The 25851-nt window shown below is 63.9% G+C and carries 20 protein-coding genes and 3 rRNA genes; 17 read left to right on the forward strand and 6 right to left on the reverse strand.

What is annotated here, in order from left to right; all coding sequences use genetic code 11:
• The first annotated feature begins 32 nt into the window (after nucleotides 1-32).
• From QUE68_RS07565 to QUE68_RS07615, 11 genes are all read left to right on the forward strand, one after another.
• Entirely contained in the window at nucleotides 33-1205 is a 1173-nt protein-coding gene (locus QUE68_RS07565) for a glycosyltransferase family 4 protein (protein ID WP_284225350.1), read from the forward strand.
• Nucleotides 1206-1472: 267 nt separating this feature from the next.
• Nucleotides 1473-1919, forward strand: a complete 447-nt coding sequence (locus tag QUE68_RS07570) for an ATP synthase subunit I (protein WP_286275384.1) — start codon at nucleotides 1473-1475, stop codon at nucleotides 1917-1919.
• A gap of 9 nt (nucleotides 1920-1928) precedes the next feature.
• On the forward strand, nucleotides 1929-2741 hold the full coding sequence (gene atpB / locus QUE68_RS07575) for a F0F1 ATP synthase subunit A (protein ID WP_284225352.1): 813 nt from the start codon (nucleotides 1929-1931) through the stop codon (nucleotides 2739-2741).
• A 69-nt stretch (nucleotides 2742-2810) separates the two neighbouring features.
• A complete protein-coding gene (locus QUE68_RS07580; protein ID WP_137144745.1) occupies nucleotides 2811-3065 on the forward strand; it encodes a F0F1 ATP synthase subunit C in 255 nt (84 codons plus the stop codon).
• A gap of 9 nt (nucleotides 3066-3074) precedes the next feature.
• Nucleotides 3075-3611, forward strand: coding sequence for a F0F1 ATP synthase subunit B (locus QUE68_RS07585; protein ID WP_284233403.1), 537 nt, complete (start codon nucleotides 3075-3077; stop codon nucleotides 3609-3611).
• Complete coding sequence (locus QUE68_RS07590; RefSeq protein ID WP_284225358.1) at nucleotides 3612-4946, forward strand: F0F1 ATP synthase subunit B/delta; 1335 nt, start codon at nucleotides 3612-3614, stop codon at nucleotides 4944-4946.
• Nucleotides 4947-4982: 36 nt separating this feature from the next.
• A complete protein-coding gene (gene atpA, locus QUE68_RS07595; RefSeq protein WP_284233405.1) occupies nucleotides 4983-6632 on the forward strand; it encodes a F0F1 ATP synthase subunit alpha in 1650 nt (549 codons plus the stop codon).
• A gap of 5 nt (nucleotides 6633-6637) precedes the next feature.
• Nucleotides 6638-7561 carry a F0F1 ATP synthase subunit gamma gene (locus tag QUE68_RS07600; RefSeq protein WP_284225362.1) on the forward strand — a complete coding sequence of 308 codons (924 nt, stop codon included), beginning with the start codon at nucleotides 6638-6640 and terminating at the stop codon, nucleotides 7559-7561.
• Nucleotides 7562-7606: 45 nt separating this feature from the next.
• Nucleotides 7607-9040: a F0F1 ATP synthase subunit beta gene (gene atpD / locus QUE68_RS07605; RefSeq protein WP_284233407.1), complete on the forward strand. Its 1434-nt coding sequence runs from the start codon at nucleotides 7607-7609 to the stop codon at nucleotides 9038-9040.
• A 29-nt stretch (nucleotides 9041-9069) separates the two neighbouring features.
• Nucleotides 9070-9435, forward strand: a complete 366-nt coding sequence (locus QUE68_RS07610; RefSeq protein ID WP_284233408.1) for a F0F1 ATP synthase subunit epsilon — start codon at nucleotides 9070-9072, stop codon at nucleotides 9433-9435.
• Between the two features lie 7 nt (nucleotides 9436-9442).
• Nucleotides 9443-9889: a DUF2550 domain-containing protein gene (locus QUE68_RS07615; protein ID WP_284225368.1), complete on the forward strand. Its 447-nt coding sequence runs from the start codon at nucleotides 9443-9445 to the stop codon at nucleotides 9887-9889.
• Here QUE68_RS07615 and QUE68_RS07620 read toward each other — a convergent pair.
• A complete protein-coding gene (locus QUE68_RS07620) occupies nucleotides 9886-10461 on the reverse strand; it encodes a cob(I)yrinic acid a,c-diamide adenosyltransferase (RefSeq protein ID WP_284233410.1) in 576 nt (191 codons plus the stop codon). The genes QUE68_RS07615 and QUE68_RS07620 overlap by 4 nt on opposite strands.
• Before the next feature lie 70 nt (nucleotides 10462-10531).
• Between QUE68_RS07620 and murA the strand changes: the two genes are divergently transcribed.
• The 4 genes from murA to rrf all read left to right on the forward strand — a co-directional run bounded on the left by murA (nucleotide 10532) and on the right by rrf (nucleotide 17409).
• Nucleotides 10532-11785, forward strand: a complete 1254-nt coding sequence (murA, locus tag QUE68_RS07625) for a UDP-N-acetylglucosamine 1-carboxyvinyltransferase (RefSeq protein ID WP_286275385.1) — start codon at nucleotides 10532-10534, stop codon at nucleotides 11783-11785.
• Between the two features lie 347 nt (nucleotides 11786-12132).
• A 16S ribosomal RNA gene (locus QUE68_RS07630) occupies nucleotides 12133-13652 on the forward strand.
• Between the two features lie 384 nt (nucleotides 13653-14036).
• Nucleotides 14037-17170: ribosomal RNA gene (locus tag QUE68_RS07635) — 23S ribosomal RNA — on the forward strand.
• A 126-nt stretch (nucleotides 17171-17296) separates the two neighbouring features.
• A 5S ribosomal RNA gene (gene rrf, locus QUE68_RS07640) occupies nucleotides 17297-17409 on the forward strand.
• Together the 16S, 23S and 5S rRNA genes form the textbook arrangement of a ribosomal RNA operon.
• 73 nt (nucleotides 17410-17482) lie before the next feature.
• On the opposite strand, the gene QUE68_RS07645 is transcribed toward rrf, so the two are convergent.
• Together QUE68_RS07645 and QUE68_RS07650 are read right to left on the reverse strand one after the other, a co-directional pair.
• Complete coding sequence (locus tag QUE68_RS07645) at nucleotides 17483-17986, reverse strand: methylated-DNA--[protein]-cysteine S-methyltransferase (protein WP_284225375.1); 504 nt, start codon at nucleotides 17984-17986, stop codon at nucleotides 17483-17485.
• Nucleotides 17986-19485, reverse strand: coding sequence for a DNA-3-methyladenine glycosylase 2 family protein (locus tag QUE68_RS07650; protein WP_284225377.1), 1500 nt, complete (start codon nucleotides 19483-19485; stop codon nucleotides 17986-17988). The genes QUE68_RS07645 and QUE68_RS07650 overlap by 1 nt, the downstream gene beginning before the upstream one ends.
• A gap of 617 nt (nucleotides 19486-20102) precedes the next feature.
• Here QUE68_RS07650 and QUE68_RS07655 point away from each other — a divergent pair.
• Nucleotides 20103-21110: a zinc-dependent alcohol dehydrogenase family protein gene (locus QUE68_RS07655; RefSeq protein WP_284225379.1), complete on the forward strand. Its 1008-nt coding sequence runs from the start codon at nucleotides 20103-20105 to the stop codon at nucleotides 21108-21110.
• 4 nt (nucleotides 21111-21114) lie between these two features.
• Here the strand turns inward: QUE68_RS07655 and QUE68_RS07660 are convergent, their stop codons facing one another.
• The 3 genes from QUE68_RS07660 to QUE68_RS07670 all read right to left on the reverse strand — a co-directional run bounded on the left by QUE68_RS07660 (nucleotide 21115) and on the right by QUE68_RS07670 (nucleotide 24991).
• A complete protein-coding gene (locus QUE68_RS07660; RefSeq protein ID WP_284225381.1) occupies nucleotides 21115-22062 on the reverse strand; it encodes a GlxA family transcriptional regulator in 948 nt (315 codons plus the stop codon).
• A 231-nt stretch (nucleotides 22063-22293) separates the two neighbouring features.
• The gene (locus tag QUE68_RS07665; RefSeq protein WP_284225383.1) at nucleotides 22294-23787 is read right to left on the reverse strand and encodes an MFS transporter; all 1494 of its coding nucleotides are present in this window, start codon (nucleotides 23785-23787) and stop codon (nucleotides 22294-22296) included.
• A 7-nt stretch (nucleotides 23788-23794) separates the two neighbouring features.
• The gene (locus QUE68_RS07670) at nucleotides 23795-24991 is read right to left on the reverse strand and encodes an FAD-dependent monooxygenase (protein ID WP_349816693.1); all 1197 of its coding nucleotides are present in this window, start codon (nucleotides 24989-24991) and stop codon (nucleotides 23795-23797) included.
• Nucleotides 24992-25145: 154 nt separating this feature from the next.
• Between QUE68_RS07670 and QUE68_RS07675 the strand changes: the two genes are divergently transcribed.
• Complete coding sequence (locus QUE68_RS07675; protein WP_284225385.1) at nucleotides 25146-25754, forward strand: TetR/AcrR family transcriptional regulator; 609 nt, start codon at nucleotides 25146-25148, stop codon at nucleotides 25752-25754.
• Nucleotides 25755-25851: the final 97 nt, after the last annotated feature.

A 25851-nucleotide genomic window follows, 5' to 3' on the forward strand; every position in this document is an offset into this window, starting at 1 on the left:
CGGTCTCAGGTCGGTCCAGTAGATTTCACCGCGTGGAGGGCCTGCTCGCATTGTCGGATCGCGGTGCCGGCGTCCCGCTGCGCGAGCTCGCGCTCGTCGGGCTCACGGCGGCCATCGTCACGTATTTCGCGACGGGCTGGGTGCGAGCCCTGGCCACCCGCCTCGGGGCCGTGGCCTACCCGCGCCAACGCGACGTCCACACACAGCCGACGCCGCGCATGGGTGGCTTGGCGATGTACGTCGGCATCGTCGCGGCCGTGCTTCTCGCCTCGCAGCTGCCGGCACTGACCCGCGGCTTCGTCTACTCGTCGGGCATGCCCGCGGTCGTCGTGGCTGGTGGGCTGATCATGGCGATCGGGTTGATCGACGACCGGTGGGGTCTCGACGCCCTGACCAAGTTCGCCGGCCAGATCACCGCCGCGAGCGTGCTGGTCACGATGGGCGTCGCATGGAGTGTGCTGTACATCCCGATCGGCGGCGTCGGCACGATCGTGCTCGACCAGGTGACGTCCATCCTGCTGACGTTGGCGCTGACGGTGTCGATCGTCAACGCCATGAACTTCGTGGACGGCCTGGACGGGCTGGCCGCCGGCCTCGGATTGATCACCGCCGCGGCGATCTGCATCTTCTCCGTCGGACTGCTCAGAGACCACGGTGGCGACGTGCTGTTCTACCCGCCCGCGGTGATCTCGGTGGTCCTGGCCGGTGCCTGCCTGGGGTTCCTGCCCCACAACTTCCATCCGGCCAAGATCTTCATGGGTGACTCCGGCTCGATGCTGATCGGACTGATGTTGGCGGCGGCCTCGACCACGGCCGCCGGGCCCATCTCGCAGAACGCTTACGGCGCCCGTGACGTCTTCGCGCTGCTGTCGCCCTTCCTTCTGGTGGTCGCGGTGATGTTCGTGCCCGCCCTGGACATGGCGCTGGCCATCGTGCGCCGCACCCGTGCTGGACGCAGCCCCTTCAGCCCGGACAAGATGCATCTGCACCACCGACTCCTACAGATCGGCCACTCCCACCGACGGGTCGTGCTGTTGATCTACATGTGGGTGGGCATCGTCGCCCTCGGCGCGGCCAGCACGATCTTCTTCGACCCCCGATACACCGGCGCGGTCATGCTCGCGGCGATCGTCGTCGCCGTCGTCATCACGCTCATTCCACTGTTGCGGAGGGGCAGAGAAGTTCCCAGCGAGCTCTCAGACTAAGGTGTACGACGCTAAGTAGTAGTACCCCGTTTAGGCCTGCCTACCATGTGGTACGGTGCTGGCAGAACCCGAAAAACCTCGCGGGTTGCCGGCCCGGCCCATCGGCTTTGCACCAGCCGATCGGAGCCGATGTACGACCGACAAAGGGAGCAACCCCTTGGGTGATTCCAGCGCGACCGACGCCCTCCGATACGCTCGGCGGGCACGCGCCGGATCATTGACGTCAAAGGGGACAGCTTCCGTGAAAGCGTGGATTGAGGTGAGTCAGTGACGACACCAGCGCAGGACGCGCCGTTGGTGTTCCCATCCGTCGCGTTCCGGCCGATGCGTCTCCTGATCGTCTGCATCGCGCTCACCGCGGTGGCTCTGGTGGCGTCCGGATTCATCGGCCACGTCTTCTTCGGAGCCTTCTTTGGCGTCGGCCTCGGCCTCGGCTTGGTCAACGCGCTGTTGGTGCGTCGTGCGGTCGAGTCGATCACCGCCGAGGACCACCCCCTCAAGAAGAAGATGGCCGTCAACTCCGCGATGCGGCTGTTCTTCGTCACGGCGATCGGGCTGACCATCGCCATCGTGTTCAAGAAGCACGACGGCCTCGCCGTGCTCTTTGGGCTCGCGATCTTCCAGGCCGTGTTGGTGCTGAGCACCAGCATCCCCGTGCTGAAGAAGATCCGCACCAACGGACTGGACGTGCTGGAATCGGAATCGAAGGATTGACAGACGGCAATGAATGAGACCTTCCTCGCCGCCGAGGGTGGAGCACCGATCCACGTCGGGACCCATGAGTACGTGTTCCATTTCCTGGGCATGACCTTCAACGGCGACACCATCATCTCCACCTCGATCGCGGCCGTCATCGTCATCGCGCTCGCGTTCTACCTGAAGTCCAAGGTCACCTCGACCGGTGTGCCCGGCGGAGTTCAACTGTTCTTCGAGACCATCACGATTCAGATGCGCCAGCAGGTCGAGGCCGCGATCGGCATGAAGATCGCTCCGTTCGTGCTACCGCTCGCCGTGACCATCTTCGTGTTCATCCTGGTGTCGAACTGGCTTGCGGTGCTGCCGGTGCAGTATGGCGGATCCGACGGCGCCGCAGGCGAATTGATCAAGGCGCCTGCGTCGGACATCAACTACGTGCTGGCGCTCGCCGCGTTCGTCTTCATCTGTTACCACGCTGCAGGTGTGTGGCGTCGCGGCGGCTGGGGCCACGCGAAGAAGGTCGTCAAGGGTCACGTCACGTTGATGGCGCCGATCAACATCATCGAGGAACTCGCCAAGCCGATCTCGTTGGCTCTGCGACTCTTTGGCAACATCTTCGCCGGCGGCATCCTGGTCGCGCTCATCGCGATGTTCCCCTGGTACATCCAGTGGGCACCCAATGCCATCTGGAAGACGTTCGACCTCTTCGTCGGTCTGATCCAGGCGTTCATCTTCGCCCTGTTGACGATTCTGTACTTCAGTCAGTCGATGGAGCTCGATCACGACGACGACCACGATGCCAAGGACAGTCACGACACCAAAGAAGAAGCGCACCACTAAAAGCCAGTACGACCCCGTACGCCAGCAGTCCTGGTGGTACCACCACCAGTTACCAAGGAGGAATAAGGAATGGATCCAAACGCCCTCATCACGGCCGGTGCTCTCATCGGTGGTGGATTGATCATGGGTGGCGGCGCAATCGGCGCGGGTATCGGCGACGGCATCGCCGGTAACGCGCTGATCTCCGGCATCGCGCGGCAGCCCGAAGCACAGGGCCGCCTCTTCACGCCGTTCTTCATCACCGTCGGTCTGGTGGAAGCCGCATACTTCATCAACCTTGCGTTCATGGCGCTGTTCGTCTTCGCCACGCCGGGCCTGCAGTAAATCGTCGGCATGGGTGAACTCTGGTCAACCGTCCTGGCGGACGGCATCAACATCCTGGCCTCCAGCCAGGCAGCGGGCGAAGGAGGCGGCGGGGGGAACAACTTCCTGATCCCCAACGGGACCTTCTTCGTCGTGCTGATCATCTTCCTGATCGTCCTCGGTGTGATCACGAAATGGGTTGTGCCACCGATCAGCAAGGTTCTCGCGGAGCGGGAGGCCATGCTGGCCAAGACGGCGGGGGACTCCCGCAAGTCGGCGGAACAGGTCGCAGCGGCGCAAGCCGACTACGACCAGGCGATGGCCGGAGCTCGCTCCGAGGCGTCGTCGATCCGCGACGAGGCCCGGGTGGCCGGTCGGCAGGTCATCGACGAGAAGCGCGCCGAGGCCAGCGGTGAGGTCGCCGAGACCGTAAGCGAGGCAGATGCCGAATTGGCCGGACAGCGCTCGTCGACGGAATCCGCCCTCGAGTCGTCGGTGGACAGCCTGTCCACCACGCTGGCGAGCCGCATTCTGGGCGTCGACGTGCAATCAGGCGGGAGCCGCTAAATGTCGACATTCATCGGTCAGCTGATCGGGTTCGCGCTCATCGTCTACATCCTGTGGCGCTTCGTCGTGCCGCCGGTGAAGACGATGATGCAGAAGCAGCAGGACGCGGTGCGCACGGCGCTCGCCGAAAGTGCCGAAGCGGAGAAGAAACTCGCCGAAGCGGACGCCATGCACGCGAAGGCGCTCGAAGAGGCGGAACGGGAAGCCTCGAAGGTCACCGAGGAGGCGCGGCACGATTCCGAGCGCATCGCCAGCCAATTGCAGGAGCAGGCGGGCGTCGAAGCCGAACGCCTCAAGGCTCAAGGTGCGCAGCAGGTTCAGCTCATGCGGCAGCAACTGATCCGGCAGCTGCGGCAGGGTCTCGGACAGGAGTCGGTCGGCAAGGCCGACGAGCTGGTGCGTGCCCACGTGGCCGATCCGGCCGCACAGGCCGCCACAGTGGATCGCTTCCTCGACGAGCTTGACGACATGGCCCCGTCGAGCGCGACGGTCGAGACCGGCGCGTCGGCACGGTTCCGCGCTGCCAGCCGTGAGGCGTTCGCCACGCTCAGCGGCGAATTCGACGACGTGGCAGGTGATCTCGACTCGTCGGGTTTGACCACGCTCGCCGACGAACTCGCTTCGGTGGTATCGGTGCTCATCGCCGAGCCCAGCCTCACCAAGAATCTCGCCAAGCCCAGCGACGATCACGATGCCAAGGTCCGCCTCGTCGATCGGCTCTTCGGCGGCAAGGTGGACGATCACACGCTGAAGCTGCTGCGCGCCGCGGCATCCCAGCGGTGGTCCGCGGAGGCCGATCTGGTCGCCGGGGTCGAGCACACCGCACGTCTTGCCCTTCTGAAGCGTGCCGAGCTCGACGATGAGGTCGACGCCGTCGAGGACCAGCTCTTCCGCTTCGGTCGCGTCCTCGACGCCGAACCGCGCCTGTCCGCTGCACTCGGTGACTACACGACGCCGGCGAGCGGCCGAGTCGAGTTGCTGAACAAGGTCATCGAGGGTTCCGGTGTCACGGGGACCGCGGCTGCTCTGCTGTCACAGACGATCAGCCAGCTTCGCGGCGAACGGGCCGACGAGGCGGTCGTCGATTTGGCCGAACTCGCAGTGGCCCGTCGCGGCGAGCTCGTCGCGCACGTCAGCGCGGCCGCAGACCTCTCGGACGCCCAGCGCACCCGACTGGTCGAGGTGTTGACCCGGATCTACGGACATCCCGTGTCCGTTCAGCTCAACGTCGCGTCCGAACTGCTCGGCGGTCTCGCAATCACCGTCGGCGACGAGGTGATCGACGGCTCCATCGCGTCGCGCCTGGCCGCTGCGCAGACCCAGCTGCCCGACTGACCCACAATCCACATCAAAAGGTAGGAAGACCAGAACATGGCAGAGTTGACAATCTCCGCTGCTGACATCGAAGGTGCCGTCGAGGAGTACGTGTCCTCGTTCTCCGCCGATACCGAGCGCGAAGAGATCGGCACGGTCATCGACGCCGGTGACGGCATCGCGCACATCGAGGGCCTGCCCTCGGTGATGACGCAGGAGCTCCTCGAGTTCCCCGGTGGCGTTCTCGGTGTCGCACTGAACCTGGACGAGCACAGCATTGGCGCGGTCATCCTCGGCGACTTCGAGAAGATCGAGCAGGGCCAGCAGGTCAAGCGCACCGGTGAAGTGTTGTCGGTCCCCGTCGGTGACGCATTCCTCGGACGCGTGGTCAACCCCCTGGGCCAGCCGATCGACGCGCAAGGCGACATCGAAACGGACACCCGCCGCGCGCTCGAAGTCCAGGCACCGTCGGTGGTTCAGCGGCAGGGCGTGTCCGAGCCGCTGCAGACCGGCATCAAGGCCATCGATGCGATGACCCCGATCGGTCGCGGGCAACGTCAGCTGATCATCGGCGACCGCAAGACCGGCAAGACCGCCGTCTGCGTGGACACGATCCTCAACCAGCGTCAGGCGTGGGAAACCGGTGATCCCAAGCAGCAGGTGCGCTGCGTGTACGTCGCGATCGGCCAGAAGGGCACCACGATCGCCAGCGTCAAGCGCGCGCTCGAAGAGGGCGGCGCGATGGAGTACACCACCATCGTGGCGTCCCCGGCCTCTGACCCCGCCGGCTTCAAGTGGCTTGCGCCGTACACGGGTTCGGCCATCGGTCAACACTGGATGTACGACGGCAAGCACGTTCTCATCGTGTTCGACGATCTGTCCAAGCAGGCCGACGCCTACCGCGCGATCTCGCTGCTGCTGCGCCGCCCGCCAGGTCGCGAGGCGTTCCCCGGCGACGTCTTCTACCTGCACTCCCGTCTGCTGGAACGTTGTGCGAAGCTGTCCGACGAACTGGGCGGTGGTTCGATGACCGGCCTGCCGATCATCGAGACCAAGGCCAACGACATCTCGGCGTTCATTCCCACCAACGTCATCTCGATCACCGACGGCCAGTGCTTCCTGGAGTCCGACCTGTTCAACCAGGGCGTGCGACCGGCCATCAACGTGGGTGTGTCGGTGTCTCGCGTCGGTGGTGCCGCGCAGATCAAGGCCATGAAGGAGGTCGCGGGCTCCTTGCGACTGGACCTGTCGCAGTATCGCGAATTGGAGTCCTTCGCGGCGTTCGCGTCCGATCTGGACCCGACCTCGAAGGCGCAGCTCGAGCGCGGCAGCCGGCTGGTGGAGCTGCTCAAGCAGCCCCAGTACAGCCCGCTGTCGGTCGAGCAGCAGGTCATCGCGATCTTCCTCGGCACCAAGGGTCACCTGGATTCGGTCCCCGTGGAAGACGTCCAGCGCTTCGAGTCCGAGTTCCTCGAGCACGTCGGCGCGAGCCACGAGGGCATCTTGAGCGACATCCGGGAGAGCAAGAAGTTCCCGGAAGAGGCCCAGGAGAAGTTGACCGAGATCGTCAACGACTTCAAGAAGGGATTCGCCGCCACCGACGGTAGCTCCGTTGCCGTCAACGAGGCCGAGACCGAGGCGATGGACGAAGAGGACGTCGAGAAGGAATCGGTCAAGGTTCGCAAGCCGGCGCCGAAGAAGAAGTAGGAGACATGGCAGCCACACTGCGCGAGCTACGCGGACGCATCCGCTCCGCCGGGTCGATCAAGAAGATCACCAAGGCCCAGGAGCTCATTGCGACGTCGCGGATTGCCAAGGCGCAAGCGCGCGTTCAGGCAGCTCGGCCGTACGCAGAAGAGATCACCAACATGCTCACCGAGTTGGCGGGTGCCAGTGCGCTGGATCATCCGCTGCTCGTCGAGCGGGAGTCGCCCAAGCGCGCCGGTGTGCTCGTCGTGTCCTCCGACCGGGGGCTCTGCGGGGCCTACAACGCCAACGTGCTGCGGCAGTCCGAGGAGCTCTTCGCGCTGCTGCGTGACGAGGGCAAGACGCCCGTGATCTACGCGGTGGGACGAAAGGCCTTGGGCTACTACAACTTTCGTCAGCGCGAGGTCAAGGATTCCTGGACCGGCTTCTCCGAGCGACCCACCTACGACCAGGCCCGTGAGATTGCCGACGTGCTCGTCGCCGCCTTCATGGCGGGGGTCGACGACGAAGACGGGGACGCTGGCGACGACGGCATTCTGGGCGTAGACGAACTGCACATCGTCTTCACCCAGTTCAGGTCGATGCTGTCTCAGTCGGCAATTGCCCTGCGGGTCGCGCCGATGGTGATCGAGTACGTCGGTGAGCACGAAGACGGTCCGCAGACGCTGTTCTCGTTCGAGCCGAACGCCGAGCAACTGTTCGACGCGCTGCTGCCGCGCTACATCGCCACTCGGGTCTACTCGGCACTGTTGGAAGCCGCGGCCTCCGAATCCGCGTCGCGGCGCCGCGCGATGAAGTCGGCCACCGACAACGCCGACGATCTGATCAAGGCGTTGACGCTGGAGGCCAACCGCGAGCGTCAGGCTCAGATCACCCAGGAAATCAGCGAGATCGTCGGCGGCGCGAATGCGCTCTCCGACGCCAAGTAGCCCTCGATACCCACATCCCCGGAAGCGAAGAGAAGCGAAGAGACAATGACTGCCACCGCAGAAGATTCCAAGACCGCCGGTCGCGTGGTCCGCATCACCGGCCCGGTCGTCGACATCGAGTTCCCGCGGGGGTCGGTGCCCGAACTGTTCAACGCGCTACACGCCGAGATCACCTACGAGCAGATGGCCAAGACGCTGACGCTCGAGGTGGCTCAGCACCTCGGTGACAACCTGGTGCGCACCATCTCGATGCAGCCCACCGACGGCCTGGTTCGCGGTGTCGAGGTGACCGACACGGGCGCCTCGATCTCCGTACCCGTCGGCGACGGTGTCAAGGGCCACGTCTTCAACGCCCTCGGTGACTGCCTCGACGACCCGGGCTACGGCACGGACTTCGACCACTGGTCGATCCACCGCAAGCCGCCGCCCTTCTCCGAGCTCGAGCCCAGAACTGAAATGCTCGAGACCGGTCTGAAGGTCGTGGACCTGCTCACCCCGTACGTGCGTGGCGGCAAGATCGCCCTGTTCGGTGGTGCCGGCGTCGGCAAGACCGTGCTCATCCAGGAGATGATCAACCGCATCGCCCGCAACTTCGGTGGTACGTCGGTGTTCGCCGGCGTGGGGGAGCGCACCCGTGAGGGCAACGACCTCTGGGTCGAGCTCGCCGACGCCGACGTGCTCAAGGACACCGCGCTCGTGTTCGGCCAGATGGATGAGCCGCCAGGCACGCGTATGCGAGTCGCCCTGTCGGCCCTGACCATGGCGGAGTACTTCCGCGATGAGCAGAAGCAGGACGTGTTGTTGTTCATCGACAACATCTTCCGGTTCACCCAGGCGGGTTCCGAGGTCTCGACGCTCCTCGGTCGCATGCCGTCCGCGGTGGGTTACCAGCCGACGCTGGCCGACGAGATGGGTGAGTTGCAGGAGCGCATCACCTCCACCCGCGGCCACTCCATCACCTCGATGCAGGCCGTCTACGTGCCCGCCGACGACTACACCGACCCGGCGCCGGCGACCACGTTCGCGCACTTGGATGCCACCACCGAGCTCTCTCGCGCGGTGTTCTCCAAGGGCATCTTCCCGGCGGTGGACCCGCTGGCCTCCAGCTCGACGATTCTCGACCCGGCGGTGGTTGGCGAGGAGCATTACCGCGTCGCCCAGGAAGTCATTCGAGTCCTGCAGCGCTACAAGGACCTTCAGGACATCATCGCCATCCTCGGCGTCGACGAGCTGGCCGAGGAGGACAAGCAGCTGGTCAACCGGGCACGCCGCATCGAGCGCTTCCTGAGCCAGAACATGATGGCGGCCGAGCAGTTCACCGGCCAGCCCGGCTCGACGGTGCCGCTGAAGGAGACCATAGAGGCCTTCGACAAGCTGACCAAGGGTGAGTTCGACCACCTGCCCGAGCAGGCGTTCTTCCTCATCGGCGGCCTGGACGACCTCGCCAAGAAGGCCGAGAGCTTCGGCGCAAAGTTGTGATGAGCGCTCTTACCGAGAGGTGGTGACCGGTGGCTGAGATTCACGTCGAGATCGTCGCCGTCGAGCGTGAGTTGTGGTCGGGTGACGCGACATTCGTGTTCACCCGCACCACGGCGGGCGAGATCGGCATCCTGCCCAGGCACATCCCGTTGGTCGCCCAACTGGTCGACGACGCCATGGTGCGTGTCGAGCGCGATGGCGAGGACGACCTCCGCATCGCCGTCGACGGAGGCTTCCTGTCCGTCACCGAGGAAGCCGTTCGGATCCTGGTCGAGAACGCTGAATTCGAGTCGGAGATCAACGCCGACCAAGCCAAGCAGGACGCCGAGTCGGATGACGAGCGCACCGCGGCATGGGGCCGGGCCCGCCTGCGCGCACTAGGCGAACTCGACTGACGTCGCGATGAGCGCGTCCATGCTGATCATGGTCGTGCTGGTCGGTGTGTTGGGGCTGGTCGTCGTGGCGCTCAGCTACCGGCTGTGGAAGCTACGTCAGGTTGGCGGATCGGCAGCGATCCTGCGCGACGTTCCCGCGGTCGGCGGGCACGGGTGGCGCCACGGAGTAGTCCGCTATCGCGGTGGTGAGGCCGGTTTCTACCGGCTGTCGAGCCTGCGATGGTGGCCCGACCGGCGGCTTTCCCGGCGTGGCATCGAGGTGGTGTCGCGCCGCGCGCCACGAGGTGACGAGTTCGACATCATGAGCTCGGAGATCGTCGTCCTCGAACTCCGCGACACCGGTCCGGAGAGCCGCAGGGGGTACGAGATCGCCCTCGACCGTGGCGCTTTGACCGCGTTCACCTCGTGGCTCGAGTCGCGGCCGTCCCCCAGGGCCCGCAGGCGACCGAGCTAGCTCTTCGTCCGGCCGGGCTGCCAGAGCACATCGCCATCGGGATTGGCGACGCGCGACAGGATGAACAGTAGGTCCGAGAGCCGATTGAGATATTTGGCGGGCAGCAGGCTGATCGAATCCCCGTGCGCGTCGATCGCTTGCCACGCGGAGCGCTCCGCTCGTCGCGCCACCGTCCGCGCCACGTGCAGCAGTGCGGACAACGCGGTCCCGCCCGGCAGCACGAACGAATTCAGGGCCGGGAGAGGCTCATTGAACTCGTCGCACCAGGTCTCGAGGCGGTCGACGTAGTCCTGGGTGATGCGCAAGGGCGGATGTTCCGGGTTGTCGACGACGGGTGTGGACAGGTCGGCACCCGCGTCGAACAGGTCGTTTTGGATCTGGCGTAGGACGCCGAGGATCCGCTCGTTGGGCGCGCCAAGCGACACCGCGACGCCGATCGCGGCGTTGGTCTCGTCGCAGTCGGCGTAGGCCTTCAGCCGGGGATCGTTCTTCGACACCCTGCTGAAATCGCTGAGGCTGGTGGATCCGTCATCGCCAGTTCGCGTGTAGATGCGGGTCAGGTGGACTGCCATGGAAGAAACCGTACCCGGGCCCACCGGGCGAAACGGACCTCGGTCGTCCCCGCTGTTTACACTGAGCTCCGTGAGCGAGCGATTCGTGGTGACCGGTGGTACTCGGTTGTCAGGCGAAGTTGCCGTCGGGGGAGCGAAGAACAGTGTGCTGAAGCTGATGGCCGCGTCGCTTCTTGCGGAGGGCACCAGCACCATCACCAACTGCCCCGACATCCTGGACGTTCCGCTGATGGCCGAGGTGCTTCGAGGTCTAGGAGCCACGGTCGAGCTCGACGGCGACACCGTACGGGTCACCTCACCCGACGAGCTGAAGTACGACGCGGACTTCGCGGCGGTACGGCAGTTCCGGGCGTCGGTATGCGTCCTTGGCCCGCTGGTCGGACGGTGCAAGAAGGCGAAGGTCGCGCTGCCGGGGGGTGACGCGATCGGATCGCGGCCGCTCGACATGCATCAGGCCGGCCTGCGCCAACTCGGCGCACGCTGCAACATCGAGCACGGTTGCGTGGTGGCCGAGGCGGATCATCTGCGAGGTGCGGAGATTCAACTCGAGTTCCCGTCGGTCGGCGCCACCGAGAACATCCTGATGGCCGCCGTTCTCGCCGAGGGCGTCACGACGATCCACAACTCCGCGCGCGAACCCGACGTGGTCGATCTCTGCACGATGCTCAACCAGATGGGGGCGGAGATCTCCGGGGCGGGTTCACCGACAATGACGATCACCGGGGTGGATCGACTGCATCCCACCGAGCACCGGGTAATCGGCGACCGGATCGTGGCCGCCACCTGGGGTATCGCCGCCGCGATGACGCGCGGCGACATCTCGGTGACCGGCGTCGACCCGCAGCACCTCCAACTGGTGCTCCACAAACTTCACGACGCCGGCGCGACGGTCACGCAGGACGACAACGGGTTCCGCATCGTGCAGTACGAGCGGCCCAAGGCGATCAACATGGCCACGCTGCCGTTCCCGGGCTTCCCGACGGATCTGCAGCCGATGGCGATCGGTCTGGCGAGCATCGCCGACGGAACGTCGATGATCACCGAGAACGTGTTCGAAGCACGTTTCCGCTTCGTGGAGGAGATGATCCGGCTCGGTGCGGACGCGCGCACGGACGGGCATCACGCCGTGGTCCGCGGCATCAAGCAGCTCTCGAGCGCGCCGGTGTGGGCCTCGGACATCCGCGCCGGCGCCGGCTTGGTGCTGGCCGGACTGGTGGCGGATGGGGACACCGAGGTGCACGACGTCTTCCACATCGACCGCGGTTACCCCTTGTTCGTGGAGAACCTCGTCAGCCTGGGGGCCGAAATCGAGCGCGTGTCATAGCTTTTCGCCAGAAAACGGCGCTGGCGTGCAGTTTTGGGATATGGGCATTCCCGGGGTAGTCTCTATTCAGTGCCTACGGCCCCGGTCCTAGACCGGAAGGACGAGGATTGACGTCACCGCCACTATGAAGTACAGTGGCAGGGTTGCCTGAAATCCGGGTGTGTTGTTTGAGAACTCAATAGTGTGTTTGGTGGTTTTTGTTTGTTGTTTTTGGCTGCCTGTGGTGGGGGACTCCTCGTCTTCCTTTTTTCATGGGTGGTTTTGTTTTTTTGCCAGTTTTGACTGGTTGCTTGGTCAGGCTTGTTCTGATTCGGATTCCACCTGTCCCTTTGGGGGTGGGTTGTTTTTGTTTGGAGAGTTTGATTCTGGCTCAGGACGAACGCTGGCGGCGTGCTTAACACATGCAAGTCGAACGGAAAGGCCCTTCGGGGTACTCGAGTGGCGAACGGGTGAGTAACACGTGGGTGATCTGCCCTGCACTTCGGGATAAGCCTGGGAAACTGGGTCTAATACCGGATATGACCTCAGGATGCATGTCTTGTGGTGGAAAGCTTTTGCGGTGTGGGATGGGCCCGCGGCCTATCAGCTTGTTGGTGGGGTCACGGCCTACCAAGGCGACGACGGGTAGCCGGCCTGAGAGGGTGTCCGGCCACACTGGGACTGAGATACGGCCCAGACTCCTACGGGAGGCAGCAGTGGGGAATATTGCACAATGGGCGCAAGCCTGATGCAGCGACGCCGCGTGAGGGACGACGGCCTTCGGGTTGTAAACCTCTTTCAGCACAGACGAAGCGCAAGTGACGGTATGTGCAGAAGAAGGACCGGCCAACTACGTGCCAGCAGCCGCGGTAATACGTAGGGTCCGAGCGTTGTCCGGAATTACTGGGCGTAAAGAGCTCGTAGGTGGTTTGTCGCGTTGTTCGTGAAAACTCACAGCTCAACTGTGGGCGTGCGGGCGATACGGGCAGACTGGAGTACTGCAGGGGAGACTGGAATTCCTGGTGTAGCGGTGGAATGCGCAGATATCAGGAGGAACACCGGTGGCGAAGGCGGGTCTCTGGGCAGTAACTGACGCTGAGGAGCGAAAGCGTGGGGAGCGAACAGGATTAGATACCCTGGTAGTCCACGCCGTAAACGGTGGGTACTAGGTGTGGGTTTCCTTCCTTGGGATCCGTGCCGTAGCTAACGCATTAAGTACCCCGCCTGGGGAGTACGGCCGCAAGGCTAAAACTCAAAGAAATTGACGGGGGCCCGCACAAGCGGCGGAGCATGTGGATTAATTCGATGCAACGCGAAGAACCTTACCTGGGTTTGACATGCACAGGACGTATTCAGAGATGGGTATTCCCTTGTGGCCTGTGTGCAGGTGGTGCATGGCTGTCGTCAGCTCGTGTCGTGAGATGTTGGGTTAAGTCCCGCAACGAGCGCAACCCCTATCTTATGTTGCCAGCGCGTCATGGCGGGGACTCGTAAGAGACTGCCGGGGTCAACTCGGAGGAAGGTGGGGATGACGTCAAGTCATCATGCCCCTTATGTCCAGGGCTTCACACATGCTACAATGGCCGGTACAAAGGGCTGCGAATCCGCGAGGTGGAGCGAATCCCTTGAAAGCCGGTCTCAGTTCGGATCGGGGTCTGCAACTCGACCCCGTGAAGTTGGAGTCGCTAGTAATCGCAGATCAGCAACGCTGCGGTGAATACGTTCCCGGGCCTTGTACACACCGCCCGTCACGTCATGAAAGTCGGTAACACCCGAAGCCGGTGGCCTAACCCCTCGTGGGAGGGAGCCGTCGAAGGTGGGATCGGCGATTGGGACGAAGTCGTAACAAGGTAGCCGTACCGGAAGGTGCGGCTGGATCACCTCCTTTCTAAGGAGCACCACGAGTTTCGGGCCGGCCCGCATGTCGCGGATCACCGTGTCCCGGACGAATCGTGAGATGGCCGGCGCCTGTAGTGGGCGCGGGTCTGGTGCACATGACGAACGTCAAAAACCTGCTGGCTTCGATTCGTCGAGGTGGGTGGGATCATCAAACACACTGTTGGGCTTTGAGACAACAGGCCCGTTCTTCCCTGGCCACTGCGTGTGGTGGGAGGCGTGTTGTTGCCCCAGGTTTTGGTGGTGGGGTGTGGTGTTTGATTCGTGGATAGTGGTTGCGAGCATCAACTCGCAGCAGTGCGGGCTGCCTTCGGGTGGTCTGTCGTGTTGTGGGTTGTTGTGGTGTAATTTCGATTTTTGACAATTGGTTTTTGTGTTGTAAGTGTTTAAGGGCGCATGGTGGATGCCTTGGCATCAGAGGCCGATGAAGGACGTAGGAGGCTGCGATAAGCCTCGGGGAGCTGTCAACCGAGCGTTGATCCGAGGATGTCCGAATGGGGAAACCCAGCACGAGTGATGTCGTGTTACCCGTATCTGAATTCATAGGGTGCGGGAGGTAACGCGGGGAAGTGAAACATCTCAGTACCCGTAGGAAGAGAAAACAATAGTGATTCCGTGAGTAGTGGCGAGCGAAAGCGGAGGATGGCTAAACCGTATGCATGTGATACCGGGTAGGGGTTGTGTGTGCGGGGTTGTGGGACCCATATTTCTAGGACTACCTTCCTGGAGGGCAGTAAGAAAGTGTCGTGGTTAGCGGAAGTGGTCTTGGGATGGCCTGCCGTAGACGGTGAGAGCCCGGTACGTGAAAACCCGACGCCTGCCTTGTGTGGTGTTCCCGAGTAGCAGCGGGCCCGTGAAATCTGCTGTGAATCTGCCGAGACCACTCGGTAAGCCTGAATACCTTCTGATGACCGATAGCGGATTAGTACCGTGAGGGAATGGTGAAAAGTACCCCGGGAGGGGAGTGAAATAGTACCTGAAACCGTGTGCCTACAAGCCGTCAGAGCCCTCTCCTAGAGTGGGGTGATGGCGTGCCTTTTGAAGAATGAGCCTGCGAGTCAGGGACATGTCGCGAGGTTAACCCGTGTGGGGTAGCCGCAGCGAAAGCGAGTCTGAATAGGGCGTATCCACACAACAGTGTGTGGTGTAGTGGTGTGTTCTGGACCCGAAGCGGAGTGATCTACCCATGGCCAGGGTGAAGCAGCAGTAAGATGTTGTGGAGGCCCGAACCCACTTAGGTTGAAGACTGAGGGGATGAGTTGTGGGTAGGGGTGAAAGGCCAATCAAACTCCGTGATAGCTGGTTCTCCCCGAAATGCATTTAGGTGCAGCGTTGCATGGTTCTTGCCGGAGGTAGAGCTACTGGATGGCCGATGGGCCCTAAAAGGTTACTGACGTCAGCCAAACTCCGAATGCCGGTAAGGCAACAGTGTGGCAGTGAGACGGCGGGGGATAAGCTCCGTGCGTCGAGAGGGAAACAGCCCAGATCGCCGACTAAGGCCCCTAAGCGTGTGCTAAGTGGAAAAGGATGTGCAGTCGCGAAGACAACCAGGAGGTTGGCTTAGAAGCAGCCACCCTTGAAAGAGTGCGTAATAGCTCACTGGTCAAGTGATTGTGCGCCGATAATGTAGCGGGGCTCAAGCACACCGCCGAAGTCGCGGCAACGAGTACACCTTCGGGTGTGACGTTGGGTAGGGGAGCGTCCTGCACACCGGTGAAGCCACCTAGTGATGGTGTGGTGGAGGGTGTGGGAGTGAGAATGCAGGCATGAGTAGCGATAAGGCAAGTGAGAACCTTGCCCGCCGAAAGACCAAGGGTTCCTGGGCCAGGCCAGTCCGCCCAGGGTGAGTCGGGACCTAAGGCGAGGCCGACAGGCGTAGTCGATGGACAACGGGTTGATATTCCCGTACCCGTGTGTGCGCGCCCGTGACGAATCAGTTCTGCTAACCGCCCAAAAGGTGGTTCATCAATCCCTTCGGGGGGCGAGGACCGCTGGCTGCGCGGGACCCGAGTTGGTAGTAGTCAAGCGACGGGGTGACGCAGGAAGGTAGCCGTACCAGTCAGTGGTAATACTGGGGCAAGCCCGTAGGACGAACGATAGGCAAATCCGTCGTTCACGTAGTCCGAGAGGTGATGCATAGCCGAGTGAGGCGAATTCGGTGATCCTATGCTGCCAAGAAAAGCCTCTAGCGAGTGCTCACACGGCCCGTACCCCAAACCGACACAGGTGGTCAGGTAGAGAATACCAAGGCGTACGAGTGAACTATGGTTAAGGAACTCGGCAAAATACCCCCGTAACTTCGGGAGAAGGGGGACCCCTTACTGTCATGGCACTTGCTGCCGGCAGCGGTGGGGGGTCGCAGAAACCAGTGAGAAGCGACTGTTTACTAAAAACACAGGTCCGTGCGAAGTCGCAAGACGATGTATACGGACTGACGCCTGCCCGGTGCTGGAAGGTTAAGAGGACCGGTTAACCCGTAAGGGTGAAGCTGAGAATTTAAGCCCCAGTAAACGGCGGTGGTAACTATAACCATCCTAAGGTAGCGAAATTCCTTGTCGGGTAAGTTCCGACCTGCACGAATGGCGTAACGACTTCTCAACTGTCTCAACCATAGACTCGGCGAAATTGCACTACGAGTAAAGATGCTCGTTACGCGCGGCAGGACGAAAAGACCCCGGGACCTTCACTACAACTTGGTATTGGAGTTCGTTACGGTTTGTGTAGGATAGGTGGGAGACTGTGAAACCGATACGCCAGTATTGGTGGAGTCGTTGTTGAAATACCACTCTGATCGTATTGGGCTTCTAACTTCGAACCGTATATCCGGTTCAGGGACAGTGCCTGGTGGGTAGTTTAACTGGGGCGGTTGCCTCCAAAAAAGTAACGGAGGCGCCCAAAGGTTCCCTCAACCTGGACGGCAATCAGGTGTTGAGTGCAAGTGCACAAGGGAGCTTGACTGCGAGACGTACATGTCGAGCAGGGACGAAAGTCGGGACTAGTGATCCGGCACCCCCGAGTGGAAGGGGTGTCGCTCAACGGATAAAAGGTACCCCGGGGATAACAGGCTGATCTTCCCCAAGAGTCCATATCGACGGGATGGTTTGGCACCTCGATGTCGGCTCGTCGCATCCTGGGGCTGGAGCAGGTCCCAAGGGTTGGGCTGTTCGCCCATTAAAGCGGCACGCGAGCTGGGTTTAGAACGTCGTGAGACAGTTCGGTCTCTATCCGCCGCGCGCGTCAGAAACTTGAGGAAACCTGTCCCTAGTACGAGAGGACCGGGACGGACGAACCTCTGGTCTACCAGTTGTCCCACCAGGGGCACGGCTGGATAGCTACGTTCGGACAGGATAACCGCTGAAAGCATCTAAGCGGGAAACCTCTTCCAAGACCAGGTTTCTCACCCATTCAGTGGGATAAGGCCCCCCGCAGACCACGGGATCGATAGACCAGACCTAGAAACCCCGCAAGGGGCGCAGGGAACTGGCACTAACCGGCCGAAAACTTACACACACCCAAAAGAGCCAATTGGCCAGGAATCGTGTAACACCACACTGACCTCGCAACCACACCATGTTCACGAAACGAACAGACCACACCCCACCACCAAATAACACGGGGCTGAAAATAAAATAGAGTTACGGCGGCAACAGCGGTAGGGAAACGCCCGGACCCATTCCGAACCCGGAAGCTAAGCCTACCAGCGCCAATGATACTAACCATACGGTTGGAAAAGTAGGACACCGCCGAACACCCTTTAAGCCCTGAGGCCCCCAATTCATTTTGGGGGCCTCAGGCATTTCTATATGTAGATGTCTTACTTAGTTAATCGAAGAGTGTCGCGACGGGATACGCGCGATTCTTCTCCATGTCGAGCAGCTGTTTCTTCCGCTCCAATCCACCGCCGTAACCGGTCAGGCTGCCGTTCGCCCCGATGACGCGGTGGCACGGGACGATGATTCCGATCGGATTGTGCCCATTCGCCAGCCCGACGGCCCTCGATGCTCCCGGTGCGCCTATCTGACGGGCGATCTCCCCGTATGAGCGAGTTTCGCCATACGGAATGGTGGTCAACGCAGTCCACACGCGACGCTGGAAATCCGTGCCCACCATGTCGAGGTGGAGATCGAAGTCGACCAGGTCACCGGAGAAGTACGCCTCCAGCTGTCGGACCACGTCTTCGAACATCACGGGATCGGGCTCCCAGCCCACTCGATCGGGTTCATAGGTCTGGTCGACCATCCGGAGGTGCCGCAGGCGGCCCTCGGTGCCTGCCAGGGTCAACGGCCCCACGGGGCTGTCGACAGTGCGGTAATGCAGGGTCTCCATTACTTCTCCTTCGCGGCCGTCTTGGGCGGCCAGATGTTGACTTCGTGGTCTAGCGCTGTCCAAAGGTGTTGGGTCGCATATGCTCTCCACGGCCGCCAGCGGCTGCTGTGTTCGGTCAGAGCCCGCGGATCCGCCGGCAAGCCGATGGCCTTCGCCGCCGCGAGCACGCCGAGATCGGTGACCGGAAACGCGTCCGGATCGCCAAGGGCGCGCATCGCAATCACTTCTGCCGTCCATGGCCCCACCCCGGGCAGGGCAAGCAGCTGCTCACGGGCACGGTTCCAATCGCAGCCCGGATTCAGGGCGACGTCCCCGTCGGCCAAGGCGCGGATCATCGTGATGAAGGTTTGCTGCCGGGACTTGGGGAAGGCAATGTGGGTCAGGTCGAGGTCGGCGAGCTGTTCCACGCTGGGAAACGTATGCGTGAGAGCGCCTTTGGCATCGTCGACGGGTGATCCGTAGATTCGCGCGAGACGACCGGCATGCGTTCGCGTGGCCTTGACCGAGATCTGCTGTCCGATGACGACGCGCAACGCAAGTTCCGATTCGTCGACCGTCCGTGGGATGCGCTGACCCGGCGCCTTGGCGACCAGCGCCGTCATCTGCGGATCACGGCCGAGCACGTCGACGACCGCTTCGGGGTCGGCGTCCAGATCGAGCAGTCGGCGGCATCTGGCGATGGCCGACGACAGATCCCTGAAGTCGTCGAGCGTCAGCTCGCAATGGACGTGGTCCGGCTGCGGGGTCAGGCTGACGACGCCGTTGCCGGACGCGAGCCGCAACGTCCGGCGGTAGGCGCCATCGCGGAATTCCTCGACCCCGGGCACGCCGCTCGCCGCGAGATGACCGAACAAGCCCTCGTAGGCGAACGGCGTTCGGACCGGCAAACGCAGCACCACCACACCCGCACCCGCCGACTTGCCGGGGCCGAAACGTGTTCGCGCACGCTGGCGTAGCGCAGTCGGCGTCAAGGCCGTCACCGACATCAGCGTTTCGTTGAACTGGCGGATGCTGGAGAAGCCGGCGGCGAAGGCTACATCGCTGAACGGGAGCTCCGTCGTCTCGATCAGTATCCGGGCGGTCTGCGTCCGCTGCGCACGGGCCAGCGCAAGGGGGTTCGCGCCGACCTCGGCCTGCAGCAGGCGTTCGAGTTGCCGCGTGGTGTACCCGGTTCGGGTGGCCAGTCCGGTCACCCCTTCACGGTCGACGGTGCCGTCGGCGATCAACCGCATGGCGCGCGCCACGACGTCACCGCGCACATTCCATTCGGGCGACCCGGGAGAGGCGTCGGGCCTGCAGCGCTTGCAGGCCCGGAACCCCTCTCGCTGCGCCGCCGCGGCTGTCGGGTAGAAGCGGACGTTGCGGGCGAACGGAGGCCGCACGGGACAGCTGGGCCGGCAATAGATCCGAGTCGTGAGGACGCCCGTCACGAACCAGCCGTCGAACCGGGAATCCTTCGACTGGACGGCCCGGTAACACCGGTCGAAGTCTTCGTGCATGGTTCGACTCTTACACGCGGACTCCGCGAGCACTAGCGGAAAACCGACATGTGAGTGTCGCCGGACACCCGCCAACCCGCTGTAGGTTCTCATGCTGCGCTCATTGCTCGGGTTGCGGACTTCGACCTCTCCGAGTTGTCTCTCGACAGCCGCATGGCGGTTGGACTACCGCCGAATGCGGCGGCAACGCCGCCTCGGGCGGCTCACTCCGTCGAGTTTGAGTCAATCAAGAGCGTCGCTCACGCGGCCTGAATCGCGACCCCCGCCCGTCAACTGAACTGGGGGCAGTCCCCTGCTGCTTCGTGGCCTCACCAGCAGCGACGACAGAACAGACTTGTGCGAATCGGCCGTGCAATCACCGGTCGGTGGTGGCGGACGGGGCCGTGGTGACGTGGCCCTCGTACACCTTGTATCTGGATTCGAGCTGGAGATCGCGGCGATCGTCACCGCGGCATCCCCCAAGGAGCACTCCGGAGCGCCGTGCAGCTGTGTGTCACTATCCTCGCGGATATTGGCATTGTCGCCACTAGAAGTGACTGGATCGTGCGCGCGACACTGAGGGAGAACCGCCCGTCCCGGCACGTCGCGCGCCCAGAACCACGATGAGGAACACCGATATGACTGATCTGATGAAGGCCGTCGTGCTCACCCGTTTCGGCGGTGCCGACGCCTTCGAGCTGCGCGAGGTCTCCGTACCGAAGGTCGAACCTCGCCAGGTACGGGTGCGCGTCCATGCGACCGCCGTCAACCCGCTCGACCTCCAGATCCGTCGCGGAGACTACGCCGATCACGTGCCGCTCCCGGCGATCATCGGGCACGACATCTCCGGCGTGATCGAGGAAGTCGGATCCCACGTGACCGACTTCCGGGTCGGCGATGCGGTGTACTACACGCCCCGGATCTTCGGCGGCCCCGGCTCCTACGCCGAGCAGCACGTCGCCGACGTCGACCTTGTCGGCCGTAAGCCCGAGAACCTCAGTCACCTGGAGGCGGCGAGCCTGACCCTTGTCGGCGGAACGGTCTGGGAAGCCCTAGTGACCCGAGCTCAGCTCACCGTGGGGGAGACGATCCTCATCCATGGAGGCGCGGGCGGTGTCGGCACGATCGCGATCCAGATCGCGACGGCGATCGGCGCACGCGTGATCACCACCGCAAAAGCCGGCGACCACGAGTTCGTGCGCTCCCTCGGAGCGGATGCGGCGATCGACTTCACGTCCGCGGACTACGTCGACGCCGTGGCCGAGATGACGCGAGGCAAGGGGGTCGACGTCGTCTTCGACACGATCGGTGGCGACGCGCTCACGAGAAGCCCGCTGGCGCTCGCCGACTTCGGACGCGTCGTCAGCATCGTCGACATCGCGCAACCGCAGAACCTCATCGACGCGTGGGGCAAGAACGCCGCCTATCACTTCGTCTTCACACGACAGAACCGAGGAAAGCTGGACGCGCTGACCACAATGGTCGAGCGTGGTCTCGTGAAGCCCGTCATCGGCGCGACTCTTCCGCTCGCGCGAATGGGCGAGGCTCATGAACTCCTGGAGAACAGGCGGTCCTATGCACTCCGCGGCAAGTTCGCGATCGACGTGGCGGGCGAGACCGTTGCGCTTCCCCGCCGCATCTCGTAGCGGATCAACTCCGCCCGGCGAAGGTGGCGCGGTACTCCGAGGGGGACACATCCAGGAGCCGGCGGAAATGCAGTCGGAGGTTCGATCCGGTTCCCAGCCCGACCTGGTCCGCGATGCGGTCGACCGACAGCCTCGTGCTCTCGAGGAGTCCGCGGGCGGTGTCGACCCGCGCCCGCAGGATCCACTGCAGCGGGGTGCTGCCGGTCTCGTCGGCGAAGCGGCGCAGGAACGTGCGTGGCGACATTTGCGCGTGTGCGGCGAGTCCGGCGATCGTGAGCTGCTGGTCGAGCCGCGCCATGGCCCATTCCCGCGTCGCGGCGAGGGTTTCGCCCTGGGCTGCCGAGCTGGTCTTCGGCAAGTACTGGGCCTGACCCCCGGTCCGATAGGGCGCGGTGACGAGTCCTCGTGCGATCTCGTTCGCCGCGCTCACGCCGAGGTCGCGCCGAACGATGTGCAGGCACAGGTCTAGACCGGCGGCGGCCCCCGCCGAGGTGAGGACGGATCCCTCGTCGACGAAGAGCACGTTCGGCTCGACCGTGATCTGCGGATAAAGCTTCGCGAGCTTCTCCGCCGCATCCCAGTGCGTCGTCGCCCGCAGGTCGTCGAGCAGGCCGGCATCCGCGAGGGCGAATGCGCCGTAGCAAATCGACGCGATACGTGTCCCGCGGGATGCGGCAGTCCGGAGCGCTTCGCGCACCTCCACCGGTATCGGCCGACCCGCCGGCGCATACCCCGGGACGACGATCGTGTCCGCGTCGGCCAATGCATCCAGGCCCCGCGGGACCGCGTAGCCGAAGCCCCCGTGGGACGGCACCGTTCCGGCGGTGACCCCGCAGGCCGACACCTCGTAGGGATACCCCGACTCCGGATGGAACACTTCCGCCGGGATCCCGACGTCCAGCGGGAGCGCCCCGTCGAGTATGAGGACCACCACCTGATGCGGTCGAAGCATCACCCGACTCCGATCCGGTCGACGCGGGCCGACCGCGTCATCATCCTCGCACGTGTGGGCATTCCCGCCATGCGTGCGCATCTCGCCTCGCGGCGCTCACCGAGCATCGCAGCTGGTGGCTAGCGTCATGAGTGTGATCGATTTGCAGAACGGCGTCCGTTTCGAGCGCGGGCCGGGCGGCCCTTGCGCCGAACGCCGCCGAACTCGCATTGGTCGAACCGTTGTGAGCGTTTACTTTTCAGCTGCACTGGAACGCAGCCGGTCCTCCGCTGATCGCGGTGTCGTCTCCGAAGATGCCGCCGCCGGGTTTCGCATCAGCATGATCGCCGGCATTGCAGCGAGGACGAAGAGCACTCCTGCCATGACGACGTAGACATAAACGCCGGTCGCCGCGCTCGCGGGGGCATCGTCGGTCGAGGTGCCAGAAATTTGGGTCGCCTTGAGCACCTCACCCCCGGCAAAGTTGACGACGACCGAGCTGAGGGCGATCACGACCGACACCACACCGGCGATGGTGCCCTGCCGCTGGGGGGCTTCGAGGCTGGTCGCGAGGTTGTAACCGGAGGCGCCGATCGCACCGGCGGCCATGCCGAGCATGGCGCTGCAGGTGATCGCCAACGGGAGGACGGATACGCCCGCCAGCATCGCGAAGGTCGCCACCATCCCGAGGACGATTCCGCCGAGGAGGGGCAGTGCAGGACCGCACCGCCCTGCGATCCATCCGGCGCCGATGCCACCGATGGCGATCCCGAAGTTGGCCGCCGCGAACAGGACTGCGATCGCCTCGCCGTCGCCCAGCCCGTAACCGAGCCCCGCGTCGGGGGGCACTTGGGCGACGATGCTGATCAATTGCAGCATGCTCCGGAAGGAGCCTGCCGCCAGTACCAGGGCCAGTAGCGTCAGCAAGATCGGGCGGCTCAGCGCCTTAATGTCGATGATGGGTTCGTCGACCCGCAGCGCGAGGACGGCCCAACCCGCCAACGCGGCGGCACCAGCCGCCGCCAAGGTGATCATGCCCCCGGACAGCCATCCGAAGTCACCGCCAAGGCTGAGGTAGGCCAGCACCGCGCCCAGGCCGCCGCCGAGCAGGAGCGCCCCGCCCACGTCGATGTGGCCGGTGTTGCGGACCGGCGACTGCGGGATGAAGGAACGCACGCTCAGCGCGGCCACCGCCGCGAGCAGCGCCGCCACGATGAACACGCTTCGGTACCCGAATACGTCGATGACCGGTTGCATCAGAAACGGTTCGACGATCCCGACGATCGACGAGCCGGACGTCACGAGTCCAACCACGGCCATCGCCACCCGCGGGGGGCAGATCTGGCGGGTGAGGGCCACCGTGAGGAAGATCGCGGCGAAGGCGGCGCCCTGGAGGAAGCGCCCCATCAGGAAGATCCAAACGTTGGGGGCGACGAGGCAGACCAGCGCCCCCACGCCTGCCAGGAGCAGGGTTTCGATGAGTATCCGGCGCGAGCCGAAGATGTCGGAACTCTTCGCCAGCAGCGGCGACCAGATGGCCCCGGCCAGCATTGCACTGGCATTCAGCCACGCGGCCTGGTCGGTGTCGAAGTGCTCCAGCAACTGGGGCAGGACCATCATCGGCGAGCCGATGACCACGTCGGATAAGACGTTGGCGAGGGTGAGAACGGTCGCCCACACGATGAGCCGTTTGCTCCAGTGGTGCTCTCGGGCGTCGGGGGAGGATGTCTCCTTCGTGTCTTCCACGAGTTCTCTACCGTGCGTCGACGGTTGAAGGATCCGGCGCACCGCGGTCGGCACCGGGTGCCTTCAGCGCCGCGTTGCGGGCGGCAATGGCCGCCCACGTGGTCGGCAGCATGCGGTCGCGGCCGCTGGAAGCACGACTCTGGGCGAGGGTGACGTAGGGGCGCTGCCGGGCCTCGTACCGCGCGAACGCGGTGGCGTGGTCGTTGCCGCACCCTTCGAGTTCTTCGGCAAGGAAGCGGGCGCCGGTGAGCGCAAGTGAGGTGCCCCGACCGGACAGGTAGGCCGGGCAGTAGCCGGCGTCCCCGACGAGGACGACGCGGCCGCGTTGCCAGGCCGGCAGGTGGACCTGGCTCGCGGCGGTGAAGTAGAAATCAGGATCGGCGCGCGCGGCATCGAGCAGCTCCGGGATCCGCCACGAGCGGTATTCCGCGAAGGCGTCGAGGAGGATTTCCTTCTGGGCGTCCAGGTCGTGGTGGTCATAGGCGATCGGTTCCGAGCGGAACTGAAATGCCCCGACGGCCTTGCCGTTGTACCGGAAGATGCCTGCCATTCGGCCGGGCACGTTGTGTATCGAGTTGGTGCCCTCCGATTGCGCATCGCCGGGGAGATCGGCGAGGGCGAAGTAGACACCTAGGTGCCGCAGGAAGTGCTTCTCGGGCCCGAACACCAGCCTGCGTACCGCGGAGTGTTGGCCGTCGGCACCGATCACCAGGTCATATCGTCCGGTGCGGCCCGCGGTGAAACGTACGTCGACGCCGCCGGCGCCGTGGGTCAGTGTCTCGATCGAGTCGCCGAAGCGGATTACGGCAGTGTCCGGGAGCGCATCGGCGAGGATGTGTACGAGATCCTCACGGAGAAGCTCGATGTCGTCGCCAAAGTCGCTGATCTCCGCCATCGGTATCCCCCCCACCGGCTTGCCGCCGCTGTCGACGAACTGGGTGAGCTCGGACATCCGGACCCGTCGCTGCTGGATCTTCGGGAGCAGTCCCATCCTGTTCACGGCCTCGATGGCGTCACCGCGGATGTCGATGGGTGTGCCGGTGACCCGGAGGTGGCGGGCAGACTCGACGACGGTGACGTCGTGGCCGAGGGTGCCGAGGGTGAGTGTGCAGGCGAGCCCGGCGATACCGGCTCCCGAGATGAGGATTTTCAGTGTGCGCTCCAGATTTCGCTGAGGTCGGGGTCGATCGGATCGGCGGATCAGACGCCGAACCCGCGGCGGAGCGACGTCCCTGCTTAAAAAGACAAAATGTTGCTTTAATCAGGACACTACCGATCATCGGCTTGCACGGCAACGCCGCACCTGGCGACAATCGGTCCCGGGCAGAGAACGGAATGTGAGTGTGGTGGGCGGCGCGATGGACAAACGGAGCAGCGATCGGCCGCCCGCGCGGCGCCCCGGCGGCCGCAACGCGCGGGTGCGCGCGCGAATCCTCGACGCTACGGCCGAGCTCGTGGCACGCGACGGCATCGCGGGCTTCCGCTACGAGGAGGTCGCCGAGCTCGCCGGCGTACACAGGACCAGCGTGTACCGAAATTGGCCCGACCGCGAGGAGCTGGTCACCGAGGCGCTGTTGCAGTACGCCGAGGACCTCGCGTCCATCGCCGACACCGGCGACCTCCATCGCGACCTGGTGGACTATCTGATGGCCCTCGCCGGGGGCCTGGACACGCCGTTCGGCCGGGCGCTCGAACTGGCGATGCAGCCCACCCGAGAAAACCCCGCGGTTCGGCAGACGGTCGCCAACATCCTCGAGCAACGCGGAGCAGACACGCAGCGGCGGGTGAACCTCGCCGTCGGCCGGGGCGAGCTGCCACCGGTCGACAGCGTCTTCCTCGGCGAGATGCTTTCCGGCCCGGTACGCCTGATCGTCAACCGCGGCATACGACCCTTCACCCTGATGGACGCGGAGCGCATCGTTGACGTGGTGCTCGCCGGCATCCGTGCCACGACACCGCATGTCTGAGCGCTCGCGACCCCGGAAAACACTTTCCGTCGTCGAGAACCGGGAACCCCTCCGGGTGGTAACGGACTCAACGTCGTTCATCAAGCGCGCCTATGGT

Source organism: Mycolicibacterium sp. TUM20985 (assembly GCF_030295745.1).
Lineage (GTDB): Bacteria > Actinomycetota > Actinomycetes > Mycobacteriales > Mycobacteriaceae > Mycobacterium.

Bases quoted from the DNA above. Each gene is read 5' to 3' on its own strand.
- atpB (WP_284225352.1), top strand. From the start codon at position 1,929: ATGAATGAGACCTTCCTCGCCGCCGAGGGTGGAGCACCGATCCACGTC.
- QUE68_RS07580 (WP_137144745.1), top strand. From the start codon at position 2,811: ATGGATCCAAACGCCCTCATCACGGCCGGTGCTCTCATCGGTGGTGGA.
- QUE68_RS07585 (WP_284233403.1), top strand. From the start codon at position 3,075: ATGGGTGAACTCTGGTCAACCGTCCTGGCGGACGGCATCAACATCCTG.
- QUE68_RS07590 (WP_284225358.1), top strand. From the start codon at position 3,612: ATGTCGACATTCATCGGTCAGCTGATCGGGTTCGCGCTCATCGTCTAC.
- atpA (WP_284233405.1), top strand. From the start codon at position 4,983: ATGGCAGAGTTGACAATCTCCGCTGCTGACATCGAAGGTGCCGTCGAG.
- QUE68_RS07600 (WP_284225362.1), top strand. From the start codon at position 6,638: ATGGCAGCCACACTGCGCGAGCTACGCGGACGCATCCGCTCCGCCGGG.
- atpD (WP_284233407.1), top strand. From the start codon at position 7,607: ATGACTGCCACCGCAGAAGATTCCAAGACCGCCGGTCGCGTGGTCCGC.
- QUE68_RS07615 (WP_284225368.1), top strand. From the start codon at position 9,443: ATGAGCGCGTCCATGCTGATCATGGTCGTGCTGGTCGGTGTGTTGGGG.
- QUE68_RS07620 (WP_284233410.1), bottom strand. From the start codon at position 10,461: ATGGCAGTCCACCTGACCCGCATCTACACGCGAACTGGCGATGACGGA.
- QUE68_RS07645 (WP_284225375.1), bottom strand. From the start codon at position 17,986: ATGGAGACCCTGCATTACCGCACTGTCGACAGCCCCGTGGGGCCGTTG.
- QUE68_RS07650 (WP_284225377.1), bottom strand. From the start codon at position 19,485: ATGCACGAAGACTTCGACCGGTGTTACCGGGCCGTCCAGTCGAAGGAT.
- QUE68_RS07655 (WP_284225379.1), top strand. From the start codon at position 20,103: ATGACTGATCTGATGAAGGCCGTCGTGCTCACCCGTTTCGGCGGTGCC.
- QUE68_RS07660 (WP_284225381.1), bottom strand. From the start codon at position 22,062: ATGCTTCGACCGCATCAGGTGGTGGTCCTCATACTCGACGGGGCGCTC.
- QUE68_RS07675 (WP_284225385.1), top strand. From the start codon at position 25,146: ATGGACAAACGGAGCAGCGATCGGCCGCCCGCGCGGCGCCCCGGCGGC.